12 protein-coding genes and 1 pseudogene are annotated in these 16,672 nt (G+C 51.7%); 1 reads left to right on the forward strand and 12 read right to left on the reverse strand.

The window, feature by feature from the left end; translation table 11 throughout:
- Positions 1-55: 55 nt before the first annotated feature.
- The 4 genes from AAG092_RS10605 to AAG092_RS10620 all read right to left on the reverse strand — a co-directional run bounded on the left by AAG092_RS10605 (position 56) and on the right by AAG092_RS10620 (position 4,245).
- Positions 56-412: a histone-like nucleoid-structuring protein, MvaT/MvaU family gene (locus AAG092_RS10605; RefSeq protein ID WP_373386615.1), complete on the reverse strand. Its 357-nt coding sequence runs from the start codon at positions 410-412 to the stop codon at positions 56-58.
- 102 nt (positions 413-514) lie between these two features.
- A complete protein-coding gene (locus AAG092_RS10610) occupies positions 515-1,720 on the reverse strand; it encodes an SH3 domain-containing protein (RefSeq protein ID WP_373386616.1) in 1,206 nt (401 codons plus the stop codon).
- A 232-nt stretch (positions 1,721-1,952) separates the two neighbouring features.
- Positions 1,953-2,825, reverse strand: coding sequence for a hypothetical protein (locus AAG092_RS10615; RefSeq protein WP_373386617.1), 873 nt, complete (start codon positions 2,823-2,825; stop codon positions 1,953-1,955).
- A 22-nt stretch (positions 2,826-2,847) separates the two neighbouring features.
- Positions 2,848-4,245 carry an AAA family ATPase gene (locus AAG092_RS10620; protein WP_373386619.1) on the reverse strand — a complete coding sequence of 466 codons (1,398 nt, stop codon included), beginning with the start codon at positions 4,243-4,245 and terminating at the stop codon, positions 2,848-2,850.
- 385 nt (positions 4,246-4,630) lie between these two features.
- On the opposite strand from AAG092_RS10620, the gene AAG092_RS10625 reads away from it, so the two are divergent.
- Positions 4,631-5,362 (forward strand): hypothetical protein, encoded by a 732-nt coding sequence (locus AAG092_RS10625; protein ID WP_373386621.1) that lies wholly within the window; start codon positions 4,631-4,633, stop codon positions 5,360-5,362.
- Between the two features lie 56 nt (positions 5,363-5,418).
- Here the strand turns inward: AAG092_RS10625 and AAG092_RS10630 are convergent, their stop codons facing one another.
- From AAG092_RS10630 to AAG092_RS10665, 8 genes and pseudogenes are all read right to left on the reverse strand, one after another.
- Positions 5,419-6,252 carry a thymidylate synthase gene (locus AAG092_RS10630; protein ID WP_373386622.1) on the reverse strand — a complete coding sequence of 278 codons (834 nt, stop codon included), beginning with the start codon at positions 6,250-6,252 and terminating at the stop codon, positions 5,419-5,421.
- A gap of 9 nt (positions 6,253-6,261) precedes the next feature.
- Positions 6,262-6,756 carry a hypothetical protein gene (locus tag AAG092_RS10635; RefSeq protein ID WP_373386623.1) on the reverse strand — a complete coding sequence of 165 codons (495 nt, stop codon included), beginning with the start codon at positions 6,754-6,756 and terminating at the stop codon, positions 6,262-6,264.
- The gene (locus tag AAG092_RS10640; protein WP_373386624.1) at positions 6,753-8,852 is read right to left on the reverse strand and encodes a tyrosine-type recombinase/integrase; all 2,100 of its coding nucleotides are present in this window, start codon (positions 8,850-8,852) and stop codon (positions 6,753-6,755) included. The genes AAG092_RS10635 and AAG092_RS10640 overlap by 4 nt, the downstream gene beginning before the upstream one ends.
- Positions 8,849-13,081 (reverse strand): site-specific integrase, encoded by a 4,233-nt coding sequence (locus AAG092_RS10645; protein WP_373386625.1) that lies wholly within the window; start codon positions 13,079-13,081, stop codon positions 8,849-8,851. Before AAG092_RS10645 ends, AAG092_RS10640 begins: the two co-directional genes overlap by 4 nt.
- Entirely contained in the window at positions 13,081-14,313 is a 1,233-nt protein-coding gene (locus AAG092_RS10650; RefSeq protein WP_373386626.1) for a tyrosine-type recombinase/integrase, read from the reverse strand. Before AAG092_RS10650 ends, AAG092_RS10645 begins: the two co-directional genes overlap by 1 nt.
- Before the next feature lie 116 nt (positions 14,314-14,429).
- Positions 14,430-14,954: pseudogene (locus tag AAG092_RS10655) on the reverse strand (thymidylate synthase); the annotation flags it as partial.
- Between the two features lie 79 nt (positions 14,955-15,033).
- Entirely contained in the window at positions 15,034-15,822 is a 789-nt protein-coding gene (lgt, locus tag AAG092_RS10660; RefSeq protein WP_373386627.1) for a prolipoprotein diacylglyceryl transferase, read from the reverse strand.
- A gap of 10 nt (positions 15,823-15,832) precedes the next feature.
- The gene (locus AAG092_RS10665; protein ID WP_373386628.1) at positions 15,833-16,615 is read right to left on the reverse strand and encodes a sulfite exporter TauE/SafE family protein; all 783 of its coding nucleotides are present in this window, start codon (positions 16,613-16,615) and stop codon (positions 15,833-15,835) included.
- Between the last annotated feature and the right edge of the window lie 57 nt (positions 16,616-16,672).

The following is a 16,672-nucleotide window of genomic DNA, read 5'->3' on the forward strand; positions in this document are numbered from 1 at the left end:
CCCGTCCAAAAGAAAAGGGCCGCGTTAGCGACCCTCTGATCAACTCGAAACGAGTTTATTGCAGCCAGGCATCCACGACATCGGCACCGTATTCAGCTTTCCAGGCTTTCAAAACCTTGTGGTTACCACCTTTGGTTTCGACCACTTCACCTGTGTTCGGGTTTTTGTAGATCTTCACGGCGCGCTCGCGGCGTGCGCCTTTTGCCGGGGCTACAGCTGTCTTACCAGCGCTCGGATCAAGCAGCGCGATTACGTTGCGCAGCGAGTAGTTGTACTCGGCGAGCAAGGCGCGGAGTTTGTTTTCAAACTCAATTTCTTTTTTCAGTTTTTCGTCGTTTTTGAGCACTTCAAGACGAGCTGTTTGCTCGGCGATCTGGGCTTCTAATGCTTTATATTCGGCGATGATCGACATGCTGATTCCTGATGAAAGATTAAAGGCGTCTACCCGGTCAGCGTGTGCCATTAAGTCCGGGGTTTAGATCTGAGGGTTAGGCACCCCCTCTATGTAGGCATATTAATTCAGAGTGAATACCCGCGTGTACTTTCTTGAAACCCAACCCTCTGCCCCCCCAGCAACGACAGTAACAAGCAGCCAGTCTGGGTTACTGGCGTCGAGCACTTCGAGCACCTGCCCATCGACCAGGTGAAAAGGAAGTATTGCTGCCTTGGTGCTGGGCCCCGCTCTAAACCGAACGTTCTCACCCCGAAGAAAGCGGAAGTCACCGTCTGGTATGAAAGCGGCTGTGCACATTGCCCTGCGCACTGTCTTGCCCATCTGCCCCGCTGTCATGCCAGGCAATATCTTGGGCTGTAGAAAGCAAAGTTCTTCGCGAACGGCGTTTTGGGCTGCAAGGTAGGTGGCAAGCAGGCCTAGAAACCAGCAAAACCATTTGAAATACGCCTTCGCCGCAGGGCTTAGTTTTGACAGGTCTCCCGTCGAAACAGCGTCAGCCAGTTCCCCTTGAAGCTGCTGGGGCGTGGAGGTGAGCCCGCCATCACCGTCATTGCTGGCATCAGGCAGGTCGGTCAGGGGCGGAGCTGACACAGGTGCTTCTTTTAGCGTTTCAGCCGCCGCTGCAATTGTCGAAAGGAGCTGGCTAGATGCAGGAGACTCCCAATCGATCTCTTCAAACTCTGTGAATCTCGCGGCCTTCAACAGCGGAGAGCCCAATGAGACCAGCTCCGCCATCCTCGGGTAATTCTTGAACGAATTGGCAGTAGCTATTGCTGCAAGTTCAGCTGCTGGCAGCGATAGCCCCCTCAAGGGCTCTATAACAGCCAGTATCCCTCTAAGCGACTTTGTCTCAGTCAGTGCGGAGGTGCTGAGGAGGGGGTTCACTGAAGCCAGCTGTTTTGCGATCTGGCCAGCCTGAGCCAATCCAGCTAACCGCCCGCGAAAGTCAGCGCCAAAGGTACTGATCGGCAAGAGCCTAGCCTGAATTTCTGTAAATGGGCGGATGCGCTCCATCACAGATTGCATAGCAATAGAGGGCTTTAGTGCCTGTGCGACAGATGCATTCACTGCTGCGATAACTGGTGACAGGCTGCCGCCCAGTGGCTCAATGGAAGCCATAGCCAACTGAGCACCGAAGCGTTCGGACAACCCCTGAGTAGCGGCTAATACTGAATCGACCTCGGAATTAGAAAAAATGGGGGCTAGAACGCTAGCTGATGGCCCAATCAGATCGTGCATATGGGTGCCATCAGATTTCACTTTCATCGATACCTACCGTTTGTGATCGCCTGGCAACGCCATGCCAGAAAGAGGCGCAGCTCGGTTCAGAGACTCAGGGGTAGAGCTTGTAGCTGCTTCCCGAGCTACGTTACTCAGCATCAAGGTCAGCAGTTTCCAGACCGGAAGTGCGCAGTAGCCAGCGAGATAGCCCTCCTACGTCACCGCCCACTTCACACCGCCCATGTAAGCCGATACGGTTATTCATCGCAAGAAAACTTTAGCCCCATAACACAGGAATGGGAGGCGGGGTGAAACCGTACATAATTTTTTCAGACGGCGAATATATGTCATTCAGAGCCCACCACACAGCATTTCGAAAAGGTTGAGAGGGATCATAAATATAATTAGAAACAGCCCTATCCCAAGCGCCTACTGCGTCTTGAATACTGCCAAGTGCTAAGTAATTTTCTATATTTTCCCGCGCCTCCCTCACGACTTGAAGATGGCTATTAACCAGATCAATTCGCTGCTCTAATTTGAAAACTTCGATTGTCATATCGCCTTTTTCATCTTGACCGATAATCGTCCACTTCCAATTTCTAGGATGTGCTGCTCGGTCAACTAGAGCCCACTGAAGATGATCAAATGGGTTGTCTTCGCGGGGATTGACTAGCAATGCCGACTCAGTGGAACAGTCATAATGAACAGCAGGTATGGCAGCTGGGCATGGAGTCGCTGGAGTTTGAATGCGCTGAGTGCCTGTGCGTATCGGAAACTTATTTCCTTTGCACCCCTTATAATTGCAGCGATTGCAAGAAAAAAACAGATTCTCCCATGTCCAGGCCATCCACCAATAGTGGCTGGGCATTTTATACCAGCGCGTCTTCTTTTTATTCGTTGCCGCCCCTTTGGGCCTGAAGTGTTCTACTGGGCTATTGATATCATCCACAACCATTTCGCAAAATGCGCATTTTCTGTGTTGGAGTTTATAGAGAAATGGACGAGCGATCTGATAGCCATCTTTGAGGGCGTCTGTGAGCTGCTTAGAGCCTGGGCCGTGATTATTGAAGGCGTTAATGGCAAGCGGAAGATATATCCCTCGATTATTGGAAACATCCGCAGGCTCTTTTCCTAGATAGAGTCGAATCATGTTTGCTAACCCTTAACAAACTTTAGTCATCCACATCCTGTCTTGGCACCGGCTCGACCAAGTCATGAATATTATTAGCCAACAAGATCGCCTTAAGCTGCTGCATTTTGGCCTGCTGATATTCATTCCTAGCAGGATTGCTGGCTAGCGCTGAATAGTTTCTAATTTCTTCGCCATGGACATTAAGAGTCAGCCTATCTAGGCCAAAATATTCATTGAATAGCTCTGTGCCAGTCATCAGCCGAGGATCCGGCTGAGTATATAAGTCCTGAGGTTTGTCAATCTCATCCCATATGCCAGTTTCTGAATCAGGGGTTACCTGTCGGACGTCTCCGGTTCTGGGATCAGATTGAACTCTAATTATTTCACTGGGTGAAAGGGCTGCCAAAGCAACTGGACTGTGGGTAGTAGCGATAAATTGCAATTTTGGAAACGTAGTTCGTAACGCTGGTATTAATCGCGCCTGCCATTTTGGATGAAGATAGAGGTCAATTTCATCAATCAAAACCAAACCTTCAAACTCTTCCGGGTTCATATTGGCACTTTCTGCTTCTAATAAAATATGCCCCACAAGATCTGCAATCCACGCGATGGTGGATTGATATCCATGAGCAAGAGCCATGCCTGGAATCTGCACGATATCTTTGCCCATTTTCTGGTGAAAGCGGTTTCTCTCAAGCAAATCGGAGGCTTTACTCACCCCACCTTGACCACGCATCTCCAAATCGTTTATGTCATTAGGAAGAACATCGGTATTGATAATAGCGCTTTTCAATATCTTTGAATAAGCCAACGCCTTCTTCTTCTGTCCAAAATAGCTTAAAAAACTGGTGCTTGTAAGTGGGTAAGATGAGTCAAAAAGCGGCTTCATTCTATCAACTGAGGGCCTAGCCAAGTCCGGAACACGACCAGACTCAGGAAGGAACCTCTGAACACCATACCCAATTACAAACCAGTGAGGAAGCTCTTTGGAGCGTGCAATTGTCAGAGGGTTATTATCAGAGTCGGGAAAGTCATCTTCATAGCCATAGCGCGCTTTAGCTATTATGGAGGTTTCTTTGGGCTTCAACTTGACTTCAGAAATCAGTTTTAAATTTTCGCCAAGCTTACTCTTCTCTATACTAGGATGCGCTTTGTGATTGGAGCAAGAAGACGGAGTGAACTCAAACTCAGCTTCGATTTTTAAATCATCTTTTTGCCTGCGATCAACCAAGTGAGCAAATGAGCTCCCAGCCAAGTCGTTCACTCTTAAGCCACCCGCAGCAGCTAAAGCAATAGCCTGTAGGATACTAGTTTTGCCAGATCCATTTTCACCGATAAGAACAGTCCACATCCGAGGGCTTCCGTCTGGTAACGTGAAACTCAAGGGCACATCTCTTAATCGGCGCAAATTATTGATTTTGAGCTTACGTATATACATAACACCCCCGAACAAAACTTTATCTTTATACTACCACAAAATCACAGCATGATTGATTGAATATCTAACTACGCCACCGTGGACTACCATAAATAATCTATACATCCCAAGCCAAATGATTAGATGACTGGCGCAGTCGTTGAGAGACATACTAAAGCAAGATCCGAAAATCTCAAAGCTTACCTTAACAATCAGTTAACTCACATTAAAGACAACTAAATGAATCGCCAATCAAAATATGCGGGGACTTGGTTTACTATATCCCCGATTTCAATTTGATTGCGCAAGATTTGACATAGCAAGAGTAAATCAGCATACACCCCGCGAAGGGCAGACTCAGCCTGAAATAAGTCATATCACCCCAACCAATAACCGAGATAACCAGATGTCACCGACCCAATACGCCTGGGAAGCCCTTTCGAACACGATGCGCCTTTACGCAGAGTCGAGCGTGCGATTTCACTTCCTGATGCAGACCGATCAGGAAGAGGCCATTGCCAACCTTGATCGGGCCTTCGAGGCAAAGCTGGAGTCATTCCATCGACTGTACGACCTCACGAAGAACCTTCCAGGCTTTGACTATTTCAACCACGCTGATACGTCACTGATGATCGTATTACGTAATGCCCTGCACCATCGCGATCACACGCTGTTTACCAGTTGGAATCGGATGATGATCTTGGAGGGAGGAGTGTCAGGAAAGGCGGGGGCCACCTATCTAATAGGTGGATATGAGCGACAATATGAGCTGACTTCGCGGTATCCCTTGCCCTTGCAAGACTTCTACCAGCGACTATCCCACAGCTCCATTCGAAAGCCAGACACATTGCGCAAGCTTTGGAGTGATGACCTTTCCTTCGAGCAGATCGCAGATCACGCGAAGCGGGAAGGATACCCCCCTAACCAAGTGTACGTAGATGTGCTCCCAGTCTTCTGTTCAGCGCTCAAGCGGGTGACCTCATGGATGCAAACCTCTGAGGTTGCTCCTGTAGGTTTTGACAGCGCTACCTACGTCACCCACTTTTCCCGAGCCCTGGAGCTGGATCTGCGAGTGCCAGCTTTCAAGGTTGTCCGGATTCCTTTGTTCCTTGCAGACATCCAGGCACCTGACAACTAAGCCCGTCCAGGAGCCACGCACTAGATGGCTCCATGCGCAAGCAACAGTCGCTGCTATCAGATCGAAACCGGTGCCGCGATGTGCGGATGCGGCTCGTACCCTTCCAGCTCGAAGTCCTCAAACGAGTAATCGTAGATGCTCTCGGGCTTACGCTTGATCTTCAGCTTCGGCAGAGGCTTGGGATCACGAGTGAGCTGGAGCTTCACCTGCTCAAGGTGGTTCAGGTAGATGTGCGCATCGCTCATGGTGATCACGATCTCACCCAGACCAAGGTCGCATTGCTGGGCGAGCATATGAGTCAGGACTGATAGGGATGCGCAGTTATAGGGCCAGCCCAAGAACAGATCTGACGACCGAATCAGCAGGTGAGCCGACAGCTTGTTGTTGGCGACGTAGAACTGGTACAGCAGGTGGCACGGGGGAAGAGCCATCTTGCCGTTCTTCACGTTCTCCTGGGCGCTGACCTTCTCGTCAGGAAGGTATTCAACGTTCCAACCATGGAACAGGATTCGACGGCTGTTTGGATTGTTCTTAAGGGTATCGACGACGTAGTCAATCTGGTTGACCGTCTTGCCATCCTTCGTCGGCCAGGCCGTCCACTGCTTGCCATAGATTGGGCCCAGGTCACCGTCCTCGGTCGCCCACTCATCCCAGATGGTAACGCCGTTCTCTTTCAGCCACTTGGTATTGGTATCACCCTTCAAGAACCACAGCAGTTCATTGACGATGCCCTTAAAGTGCACTTTCTTTGTGGTGAGAAGTGGAAAACCATCTTCCAAGTTATGACGAAACTGACGACCAAACACACTCAGAGTACCGGTGCCGGTACGGTCGCCTTTCTGGACGCCATTATTGAGAACGTCCGACAGTAAATCTTGATAAGCTTTCATATAGAGCCCTCAGCGCTCAGATTCAAGAACCGAGATGACTTCCTTGAGCTTCTCGATTTCGAGCTTCAGTTTTTTAATTTCAAGCTGACCTGCCTCGGACTGCTTAAGATAAAAATCCCGATTCTTTTCTAGATTTCCACTTCTAACTTCTAATGCACGAGCAGTTTGCTCTAGCTCGTTTCGTTGATTAAACCAGTATACTACTTCAAGACGACTTTTTTCTAGTTTTTCCGCCAACACAGAAACCGGGTCTTGTCGTTTCTCTTTCTTAAGTTTAATTCTTAGTTCTTCGAGCTTCCGCTGTTCCTTTATTGCCTCCAGTCGCTCAGATGGCCAGCGCCTATTACGAATAGTATTTCTATGGATACCCGAAACTCGACTTAGCTCACTGATGGTTGCCTTGAGCCTCTTATCGGACGCAATGATCTGTAGAGCCTTAATTAATGCCTCTGTGTTCTGATCGAAGTCTTCTTTGTTTCGACTCTCAAATGCTTGCTGCTTCAATCTTCTATCTCCTGCCCCAGGTATTTGAGGACGCCAGCAGCTTCTTTCATTATCTCTTCAATTTGATCACGACGATCTGCATACAGCGGTTCATCAAGTAGCGCTTTATTCTGGTAATAAACCTCACGCCACTTGGGGGCATGAACATCGCCTACAACAGAGTTTGAGCACTGATTGGGATTGCAACGAAGCCCCCCTGCGCAAGGCAGAACATCATCAAAGTCCTCGGTTTTATTGCCATAGCAAAAGCCTAACCCGACGTTAACTATGGCCATACCTTGATCTGCCATGACGGCGATAATTTGATCTTTTGTGTAGCCAGCGGCCATATAACCTTTAAAGAATTGCTGGTTGCGGGCTTTATGCGCAGACGCATTAACTCCGGCATAGCCGCCGTCAGGGTCATAAAAATTCTTGACGGCTTCAATTTCTGCCTCCCTACGGAGTGGGTTTTTAACGTGACGACCACCTTTCGCGATAATGTCGCCAATGCCGCCGTAACCTAATGTAACCTTACTTACACCCTTCCCTGCGTATCCACCCACGATCTCCCCAAAATGTTTGAGCTGGTGGGAAATGAAGGGTAGACCAAGGTCAATCCGATACATTTGAAATGCAAGCGTGTGTCGTAGGGTGTATGGACTGAACTCTAAACTCTCATACTGCTGCTGAGTAAGCACGGCAGAAAACAGCTTCTGCAACTGGTGTTTAATCCCGCCTGAGTGCAATGCCATACAAGTACTATCTGGCGCTATCGTATCCACACTAGAAAACAGATACGGGCTTTGTTTGTAACGCGCAATCACTCGGGCCGCTTCAATAGCATCCCTGATGATGGGAATGGCAATCCACTTGTCATCGAATAATTTTCGATCTGCTTGCTGATGCTTGATTACTCTGGACTCTAGCAGCCAATACTTCCCCTCCTGAATCAAGCAGCTGTCCACCATGAGCTCACTCAACTCAGAGGGGCGCATACCGGTATACTGCGCAACCAGGTAACAGCAGCTGTAATTCACCAGATTTAAGTATTTTCTAAAATCATTATGTATCAACCCACCTGCCAGCTTCTCGATGGCATCTCGTGTAACAAGCTTATCGCCAATACTTACGCCATCAGGAACAGCACCGAGAAGCTGCATGACTGCCGGATAGTCATACCCCTTTGCGCCCAAACGCAGGACGGTATATAGCTCCATCAGTCTAGGGGTAAGCCCATACTGATCGCCCATTCTGAAGCCTTTAACATTTCGTCTCTTAAGAGAATTAGCGTCTTGGACTGGCAAGCTCAGCGCATCTAGAAAATCTACCACTTGCAAGGATGCGTAATTCGAAATTGACTCGAAAACGTCATTGGGCAGATGATTTGTCTCATCATCTGGTTCGGCCAGATTTACTTCGTCGCCATCTTCATCTTCCTCTATATCCTCCAGTTTCCACGGTAAGGATTCGAGCTTTTTATTGCTCAGAGGATTACCAAATATAGAATCTCTCAAAAAAGGGGATCGCAAAATACTAAAGAATCGAGACAGCCCATTACTGTATTTATGCTCAAATGTCTCTGCCGCTTTTCTATATATATCATCATCGAGCTGAGAGATACTAAAACAAGTCGATGAAATGAAAGCCGATTTGTACTCTTCAATGGCACAAGCGTACATACGATCAACAAACCTTAGACCACTCTCAAAATTTGCAATGGCAGTGTTGTACTTAACTGTTTTTTTACTTCGCGGAGTATCACCCGCAACTGCCGCTGGAGCCAGCAAGTAAAAATTAAGTGCAGCTTTGACCTCTAAGATTGCCGTGGCATTGAGATTTGTGTATTTGGTAAAGTCTATTTTTAGCTTTGCGCCCTTCACGTTTCTCGCCGCATGCGGATCGTCCGCATTAAAATCCCATACAGCGTCGCCAAATTTCGACAATTTAGATACTGGCATTAACATCAGGGATTGATAATAACCCCAAGCCTCTAGAGCGTTTTCTACTGCACCACTTGTGGTTGCCAGGCCTTCTACTGCCGACTCAAGAATCGGCAGGAAGTCAGTACGCCAGGTGCGGAATTGGGCTAGCTGGTTGATATATTTTTCACTCATTGCCCAACCCCTTCAATAGCAATATTAGTATCAACGTATTCAGACAGGCGTTCAGCCTCTTCAAGCTCTTCTTTCGGAAAATCCGAAATTTCCGAATCCAAAATATTTTCAAGCAGATTTAGATTTTCAAGAACCACATAGCCGTAGGGTGTATCCGCCACCCGATTAGTGTGCAGTATATGCAAGTAATCCCTGCGCATGGCAAACAACATGGGCAAGTCCGACTTAGTAATCATGTTGTTCTCGCAAGCCAAGCACTTATTGTAAAGCGAGCATGGTTTACCAGGAATATAGTTGCGCAGTTTCTTTATGAAATCTGGCGGATTGAAAATATTCTTACACCCACCAAGCGGCGTCTTGAAGATAATATTATCGTCGTTGCCGTTGTTAATATCAGGAACTGCGGTTACTGGCTTATCTGTAATGGTTTCAGAATGAATTTCTCTAAGCGCAACATCCAGCTTCTCCCGTGCAACCCGATTTAAGTCCAATCGATCCAAGTACTTGAGGGTTGTTTCAATATTCTCGTGACCAAGCAGCATTTGAATTTCACGAACAGAGACACCTTGCTCAACCAGTTCGCTGACGAAGCTAGGCCTGAACCGCGACGGAGAAAGGGATAGTGGCTCCCCAGAATCGGTAAGCAGCTTACTTTTTTCAGCAAAGCTTTTAAGGGAAATATTCAAAATAGATGACTGCTGGGACAGCGACTTGATCGCCCCCCAAGTTGCTCTTGAGGAAGACTTATATATAAACAGGTCGTCCTGAATACTCGGATCTGCATCAGCCCTGAACTCAGACGTTATAAGCACCACATCGTCAATAATTTTCTTAATTTCTTTGGCCTGACTATTAGTCAGCCATGAAATCTCGGCTTTGAAAATATCTAGATTGTATTCTTTCTCACCTGTCGACCTTTCTTTCCAATACCGCAGGCAGGGCCTCTGGCTGAGTGGGTGCACAGGAACAAAGTCATCTAACTGAAGCGTCGCAATGGAGTCAGCGTTTAGGCCTGTTACTTGCGCAAGCCTTGCAATGTATGGCGCAAGTACTTTTGAAGAGCGGTCATAAAGAACACCCCAACTTTCGTAGATTTCATAAATCGACAAGCTGGAGGTGTTAAGGACATTCCTAAAGTACTTGTGGTACTTGTCATTCACGTCAAGGTTGGCGAAGTTGATGGGCACACAGCCCAGCTTGTTCTCGAAAATCCACCGCGCGGTTTCGAGCGTCGCGATACCTACTTTGACCTTGCCATGCTCGTCGTAGGGATCCTGACCAATCCCGGTGCAGACATAGGGTTGGGCCAAAGCATGGGTATGGGCAATCGCAGCCTGTATGGCCTCAGAAATTCGGCTGCGCTCACCAGGTGAATAAGGGCTGTAAAGATCGGTTTCACGCGCTACCTCGAAGCCAAGTGCAGGATAAAAGCTGTGCAGCCCCAGGTCTTTAATCTCCGTCGCACGCTCCAGCATCTTTCGAGCTGCGCTCATGTGCGTATTGGCCACTGCCGTGGAGATTTGTGCATCCTGTAGCAGGCTTTGCAGGTATTTTCTGAACCGAGTCAGTGTGTGCTCACCGAGCATCGTCAGCACCGAATCACCTGGGTTGTGCCCACCACCAACAAGACACTGGATAAAGCACTTACAGGCATCGTAATAATTGGACTGGCCGGACGCACTATGACTCTGCATGCTGGCAGCGGCGAATAAATGCATCACTGGAGTGAACGGAATATCTGCTGACTGTGCCAAATCAGCCACTGATCCGACTGATACCGCGCGCAACGCAAAGAAGTGTTTTTTGTAGCTGACCGTTTCCTCTTTAGGTGTCTGAGCCTTCTCCAGCTCACGCTCCTCAACAGTTTTGTAATCGCTGGCTCCCACACCTAGCCGCACCAGGTCTTCACTGATCTCATCGAGAGTCAGATTGATCAGTTTGTGCATAGAGCTGGTGAGTAACTCCCGGACTCCAGGAATTTGATCCAGATAGCCTTTCTTTTTGACTTTGTTGCCAAACAGAGGGATGGCGAATTTCTCTTGGTCTGAGAGCCCTTCATACCAGCGGAGAAGCTTTCGGCGCTTATCGCACTCGGATGACATGTAGCCCGGCAAGATGATCCTTTCGCGCGTCATGGCTTCGATCACTTCGGGCATGTCGTTGTAATTGTTCAGTACCGACTTACTGACGCCTAGTTGCGCGGAGAGGTATGGCACTGACACAGCAAGGGGGCCGCTGGCGTTAAGCTGGACGTTCAGTAGCTTTTGACGGCTGCTCAGGACATCTTTGCGCCACTCATCCACTCGACGCTTAATTTCTTCGGTGCTCATTCTGGCCGGAGAAGCTGCTACCTCCGCACGACGTCTTAAAACGTCCTTCCCGATCTCTGCGCGCGTCAGGTTGAACAGGGGGGAAGGATTGATGTTCGCAAGCTCTGGAATTTGGTCGATATAGCCAAGATGCTTAACCTGATCTCCATGGGTCTCAACGATGAGCTTTTGCTGATCATCAAGACCTTCATACCAGCGCAGAAGCCTACGGCGTTTGTCGCAATCTCCGACGTTGTAGCCCTCCACGATGATGCCTTCAGCAATCATGGCCTGAAGCACCACGGGCATCTCATTGAGGCCGTAAACTGCGTGTACACCCACTCCTATGAGGTTACTCAGGTAGGTAGCTGAAACTGCCAGATGCTTTTTCTGAGCCAGTTCGACTTCGAGCAATTTCTCGCGGCTGCCGATGACGGATACAGCCCATTGGTGTAGCTGCTTCTGCACCTGGGATGAGATCGAGTTGTCTTCAGGCGGGTAATACTCCTGGAGCCTTAAAACTTCTAGGCCAAGCTCAGTTCGCGTGACGCCCAACAGCTCATAATGCCGATGATTAAGCTCGATACCATCGATCTGATCTAACGTGCCCTCATGAGCCACTTGTCCATTAAATAAGCGGGTCTGCGCCTTTTCCCGGTCATCCAGTCGCTCGAACCAACGCAATGCGATTCGCCGGAGGTTGCACTCCGTGGAACCATACCCAGGCACGATAATCTTTTCGCTAACCATGGCGTCGATGACGCCTTGTAATGCAGGGTGCTCTAGGCCCGCATCGAGCTCAATGCCGATCTGCTCATACAGGTAAGAGGTCGAGATGTTTGGATCCTTGCCACTCCCCAGCTCAACGTCTAGCAATGCCGTACGGCTTTGAATGACCTCGTCAGACCACTGTTGCAGTCGGCTTTCAGTGACTGGATCTAGCCCCTGAGGAATCAGATCAAGCATGCGCTGGTGATCTTCACGACGACGGATTACGTCGCTTGCAATTTCCCCGCGAGTCTCGTTGTAGAGCGGTAAGAGTTTGTGGCCAGGAACCAGCTCAGGCACCAGATCCAGGTATCCCTTCATCTTCACTTGGCCATTCCAAACCTCAACTCCAAGCTTCTGCTCATCGCTGAGGTTTTCGTACCAGCGCAGTAACTTCCTGCGCGCCTCACACTCCAGAGGGCTGTACCCAGGCAGGATGATGTTCTCCCGCTGCATGCCCTGTATGACTTTCATCAACCACTCATTAGTTTGAATGCGGTCAATGCCTGCACCCACCTCTTTCGCAAGGTAAGACGGAGCAATGGCGAGCGGCTCTTTAATACCCAGTTCCACATCTAATAGTGCCTGCCTTGAAGCGAGGGCTTTGTTCGCCCATGCCTCGACACGCTGGGCAATCTCGTTCTGTTGAATCGCGTCAACAAGCTCACGGCGCCGGATGACATCCTCGGCGATTTCTGCGCGCTTGATTTTGTATAGGGGATAGCGGAGTGGGCTCTTTTTGAATGCCTCCATCTGATCGAGATAGCCGATATGCATCACTAGGCCACCGCGAAGCTCGACCTGTAACTTTTCCTCATCCGTGAGGTGCTCATACCAGCGCAGCACCAATCGGCTCTGCTCGCTATCGAGAATGTTGTAGCCCTGAACGATGATCCCTTCCTGGTGCATCTCAAGTTCAAGGTCAGCCAGGAGATGCCTGTGATCACGCAGTGCGATACGCAATTGCTCTTCAGGAAGACCAGTTGCCTCTGAAATGAATCGACGAGAGATCGTGGTTTTATCGGTGTACTGAAGTGGGATATCCAAAAGGGCTTTTCGATTGCCACTGACTGTTGCTGCCCATGCAGCCAATCGCTTCTCGATCTCAGCCAAAGTCGAGTGGCCAATCAATACCTGCTCATGCGCTGTCATTACTTGCTATCTCCCAGACCAATCTTCAAGCGAGTCGCATCTGATAGCGCCTGCATGTTCTGAGCCTTGGTTCTGGTGTCTTCAATGGATCCGTTGATGCGGTTGTAGATGTCGATTGGAACCATGGTGTAGACCTGGGTCGTCGAGATGTCTGCATGGCCCATTGATGTCTGTGCGATGAAAAGGCGCTCCGCAAAGTCCTCCCCGAGGTCAGGGCTATTCAAAATGGCATAGGCATAGCCATGTCTGAGCTTGTGTGGAGAGATGGGCTTCTTCAGCTTGCAGGCCTTGATTGCCCTAGCACTCAAACGCTCAAGTAGCTTGCTGACAGAGTTCGCCGTGTAGGTATCGCCATGGGCATTTAGGAATGCTGGCGTGCTCTCGTCGTTTTTGAATTTGCGAGCGTGTTTTCTGTAGAGAACAGAGGCGTGATACCGCTGAACTCGCTGCAAGGTGGCGCGACTGACGAGGGTGCGACGTGGCTTCACCTGGTTTGAACGGCCCTTACTGCCTGCGATTTCTAGCGAGCAATAGTCAATCTGAAGCGGAGGTGCATCACCGCTGGAGATGTACTCATACCGCTGAGCGTCCAGGGCTTTCTTCACTGCTGCTAGCGTGACCCTAGGCAGCTCTGAGCGCCTAATCCCTGCGTCAAAAATAAACTGAAGCACACAGCGCTCACGCTCACAGTCACTACTGGTAATGAGTGTTTCAAGCTCCAAGAGACTGCAAGGAATGACCAGGTTCTTCTTGGGGCTGGGCGAGATTAGCCCTTTCTCGTAAGGGTTATCCTCACGCAAAACTGGCCCACGAACGGTCGGAACGCAGAGATAGGAGTCGTAGAAGGACAGCAGGGTGGCATCTCGATTACGCACCGTCTTCGTCGAGAGCTCTTCGTTCTCAATTAGGTGGGAAATGTACTCGGCCAGCAAGCTCCTGCTGACCTCAAGAAAGGCTTCGTCTGAGCGGGCTGTGGCGAATTCACGGCGGGCTTTCAGGTATTGGTGGGCATAACCCAGGTTCTTGCCATAGGTATCCACCGATGTGATCGAAAGCGATTCTTCCTTGGCATGCTGAGTCAGGAACCCTGAGCACAGCGGCAGCAAGCGCTCATCATCATCAAAGACCGCCCCACCTGTGACATTCACAAGACCTGATACCTGAGCCCCATCCTCATTCAGCAAGGACTCACTCAGATCCAGAACCACCCTTCTCGCAGCAACTACCTTCATCGAATTTACCCCCAGCACGCATTGTGCAAACAGTGCAGATATCGTAGATCACAATAAACTGACCGTGAAGGTAAATTTTTTTACGCAACCATCACGTACTGTGCGGAATCCTGCTGGGGGCATAAAAGGAAGATGTCGGCCGAGCGCTGGTACAGCTGGCAGCTCAGGCGGCCCTCGGCGACGTAGAACTGGAACAGGGCGTGGCACGGCGGCAGGGCCATCTGGTCGACCAGCGCCGGGTTCCAGGCAGAGACGATCAGGCGGCGCGAGTCCGGGTTCTTCCGGATCATCTCGATCAGCTTGCTGATCTGGTCGATCGACTCGCCGTTCGGCGCCGGCCAGCTGCGCCACTGGTAGCCGTAGACCGGGCCGAGGTCGCCGTTCTCGTCGGCCCACTCGTCCCAGATGCGCACGCCGTTGTCCTTCAGGTACTTGATGTTGGTGTCGCCCTGGAGGAACCACAGCAGCTCGTGGATGATGGATTTCAGGTGGCACTTCTTGGTGGTCACCAGGGGGAAGCCGTCGGCCAGGTTGAAGCGCATCTGGTGGCCGAACACCGAGTAGGTGCCGGTGCCGGTGCGGTCGCTCTTGAAGGTGCCGGTCTCGCGCACCAGGCGCATCAGGTCGAGGTACTGTTTCATCTCAGCTCCGCCGGGAAGGTCGCGGGTGCCTGGCCAGGCACCCGGAAAAAACGCGCAGTTTACCCAAATCGCCGGCGAGTCAGGCCTTGGCCCGACGATACGCCCAGACCATCAGGCCGATACCGCCGAGGATCATCGGCAGGCACAGCACCTGGCCCATGGTCAGCCAGTTCCACGCCAGGTAGCCGAGCTGGGCATCCGGCACGCGGACGAACTCGACGATGAAGCGGAACACCCCGTAGCAGGCGGCGAACAGGCCGGACACTGCCATGGTCGGGCGCGGCTTGCGCGAGTACAGCCAGAGGATGAGGAACAGGGCCACGCCTTCCAGGGCGAACTGGTACAGCTGCGAGGGGTGGCGGGCCAGCTGCTGCGGGTCGGTGGGGAAGACCATGGCCCAGGGCAGGTCGGTGGCCTTGCCCCACAGCTCGGCGTTGATGAAGTTGCCGATGCGTCCGGCGCCCAGGCCGATCGGCACCAGGGGGGCAATGAAGTCCATCAGCTGGAAGAAGCTCTTGTCATTGCGCCGGCCGAACAGCCAGGTGGCCAGCATCACGCCGATCAGGCCGCCGTGGAAGGACATGCCGCCTTCCCACACCCGCAGGATCTTCAGCGGCTCGGCGACGTAGGCCGCCAGGTCGTAGAACAGCACGTAGCCCAGGCGACCGCCGAGGATCACGCCCATGGCCACCCAGAACACCAGGTCGGAGAGCTTCTCCTTGCTCCAGGTCGGGTCGAAGTCCTGCAGCCGGCGGCTGGCCAGCAGCCAGGCACCACCGATGCCGACCAGGTACATCAGGCCGTACCAGTGGATCTTGATGACGCCGAGATCCAGCGCCACCGGGTCTATCTGCGGGTAAGGCAGCATTCAAAACTCCTTAGATCAGGAAATTCACGCCCACGCAGAGCAGCAGCAGGGCGAACAGGCGCTTGAGCAGGCGTGGCGACAGCTTGTGCGCCAGGCGCGCGCCGAAGCGGGCGAAGAACATGCTGGTGATGGCGATGCCGGCCATGGCCGGCAGGTAGACGAAGCCGACACTCCACGGCGGCAACTGCGGCTCGCCCCAGCCGATGACCATGAAGCTCAGGGCGCTGGCGGCGGCGATCGGCAGGCCACAGGCGGCGGAGGTGGCCACCGCCTGCTGCATGGGCACGCTGCGCCAGGTCAGGAAGGGCACGGTCAGCGAGCCGCCGCCGATGCCGAAGATCGCCGAGGCCCAGCCGATCACCCCGCCGGCGGCGGTCAACCCCAGCCTGCCTGGGACCGCGCGACCGGCCTTGGGTTTCAGCTCCAGGCCCATCTGGATGGCGATGACGATGGCGAACACACCGATGATCTTCTGCAACAGCGGGCCGTTGATCGCCGCCGCCGTCAGCGAGCCGAGGCCGGCGCCGAGCAGGATGCCGAGGGCCATCCAGGCGAAGATCGGCCACAGCACCGCGCCCTTGCGCTGGTGCTCCAGCACCGAGTTGATCGAGGTGAAGACGATGGTGGCCAGCGAGGTGCCCACGGCCAGGTGGGTCAGCACGGCCGGGTCGATGCCCTGGGCGGTGAAGCTCAGCACCAGTACCGGCACTATGATGATGCCGCCGCCGACACCGAACAGCCCGGCCAGCACGCCGGCCGCTGCGCCCAGCAGCAGATAGAGCAGAAATTCCATGAACCCCCCCGGATCAGGCAGGCATGGTAGCGGAGCCTCTCCGGGCATGGCCAGACG

Source organism: Pseudomonas alcaligenes (assembly GCF_041729615.1).
GTDB classification, from domain to species: Bacteria; Pseudomonadota; Gammaproteobacteria; order Pseudomonadales; family Pseudomonadaceae; genus Aquipseudomonas; species Aquipseudomonas alcaligenes_B.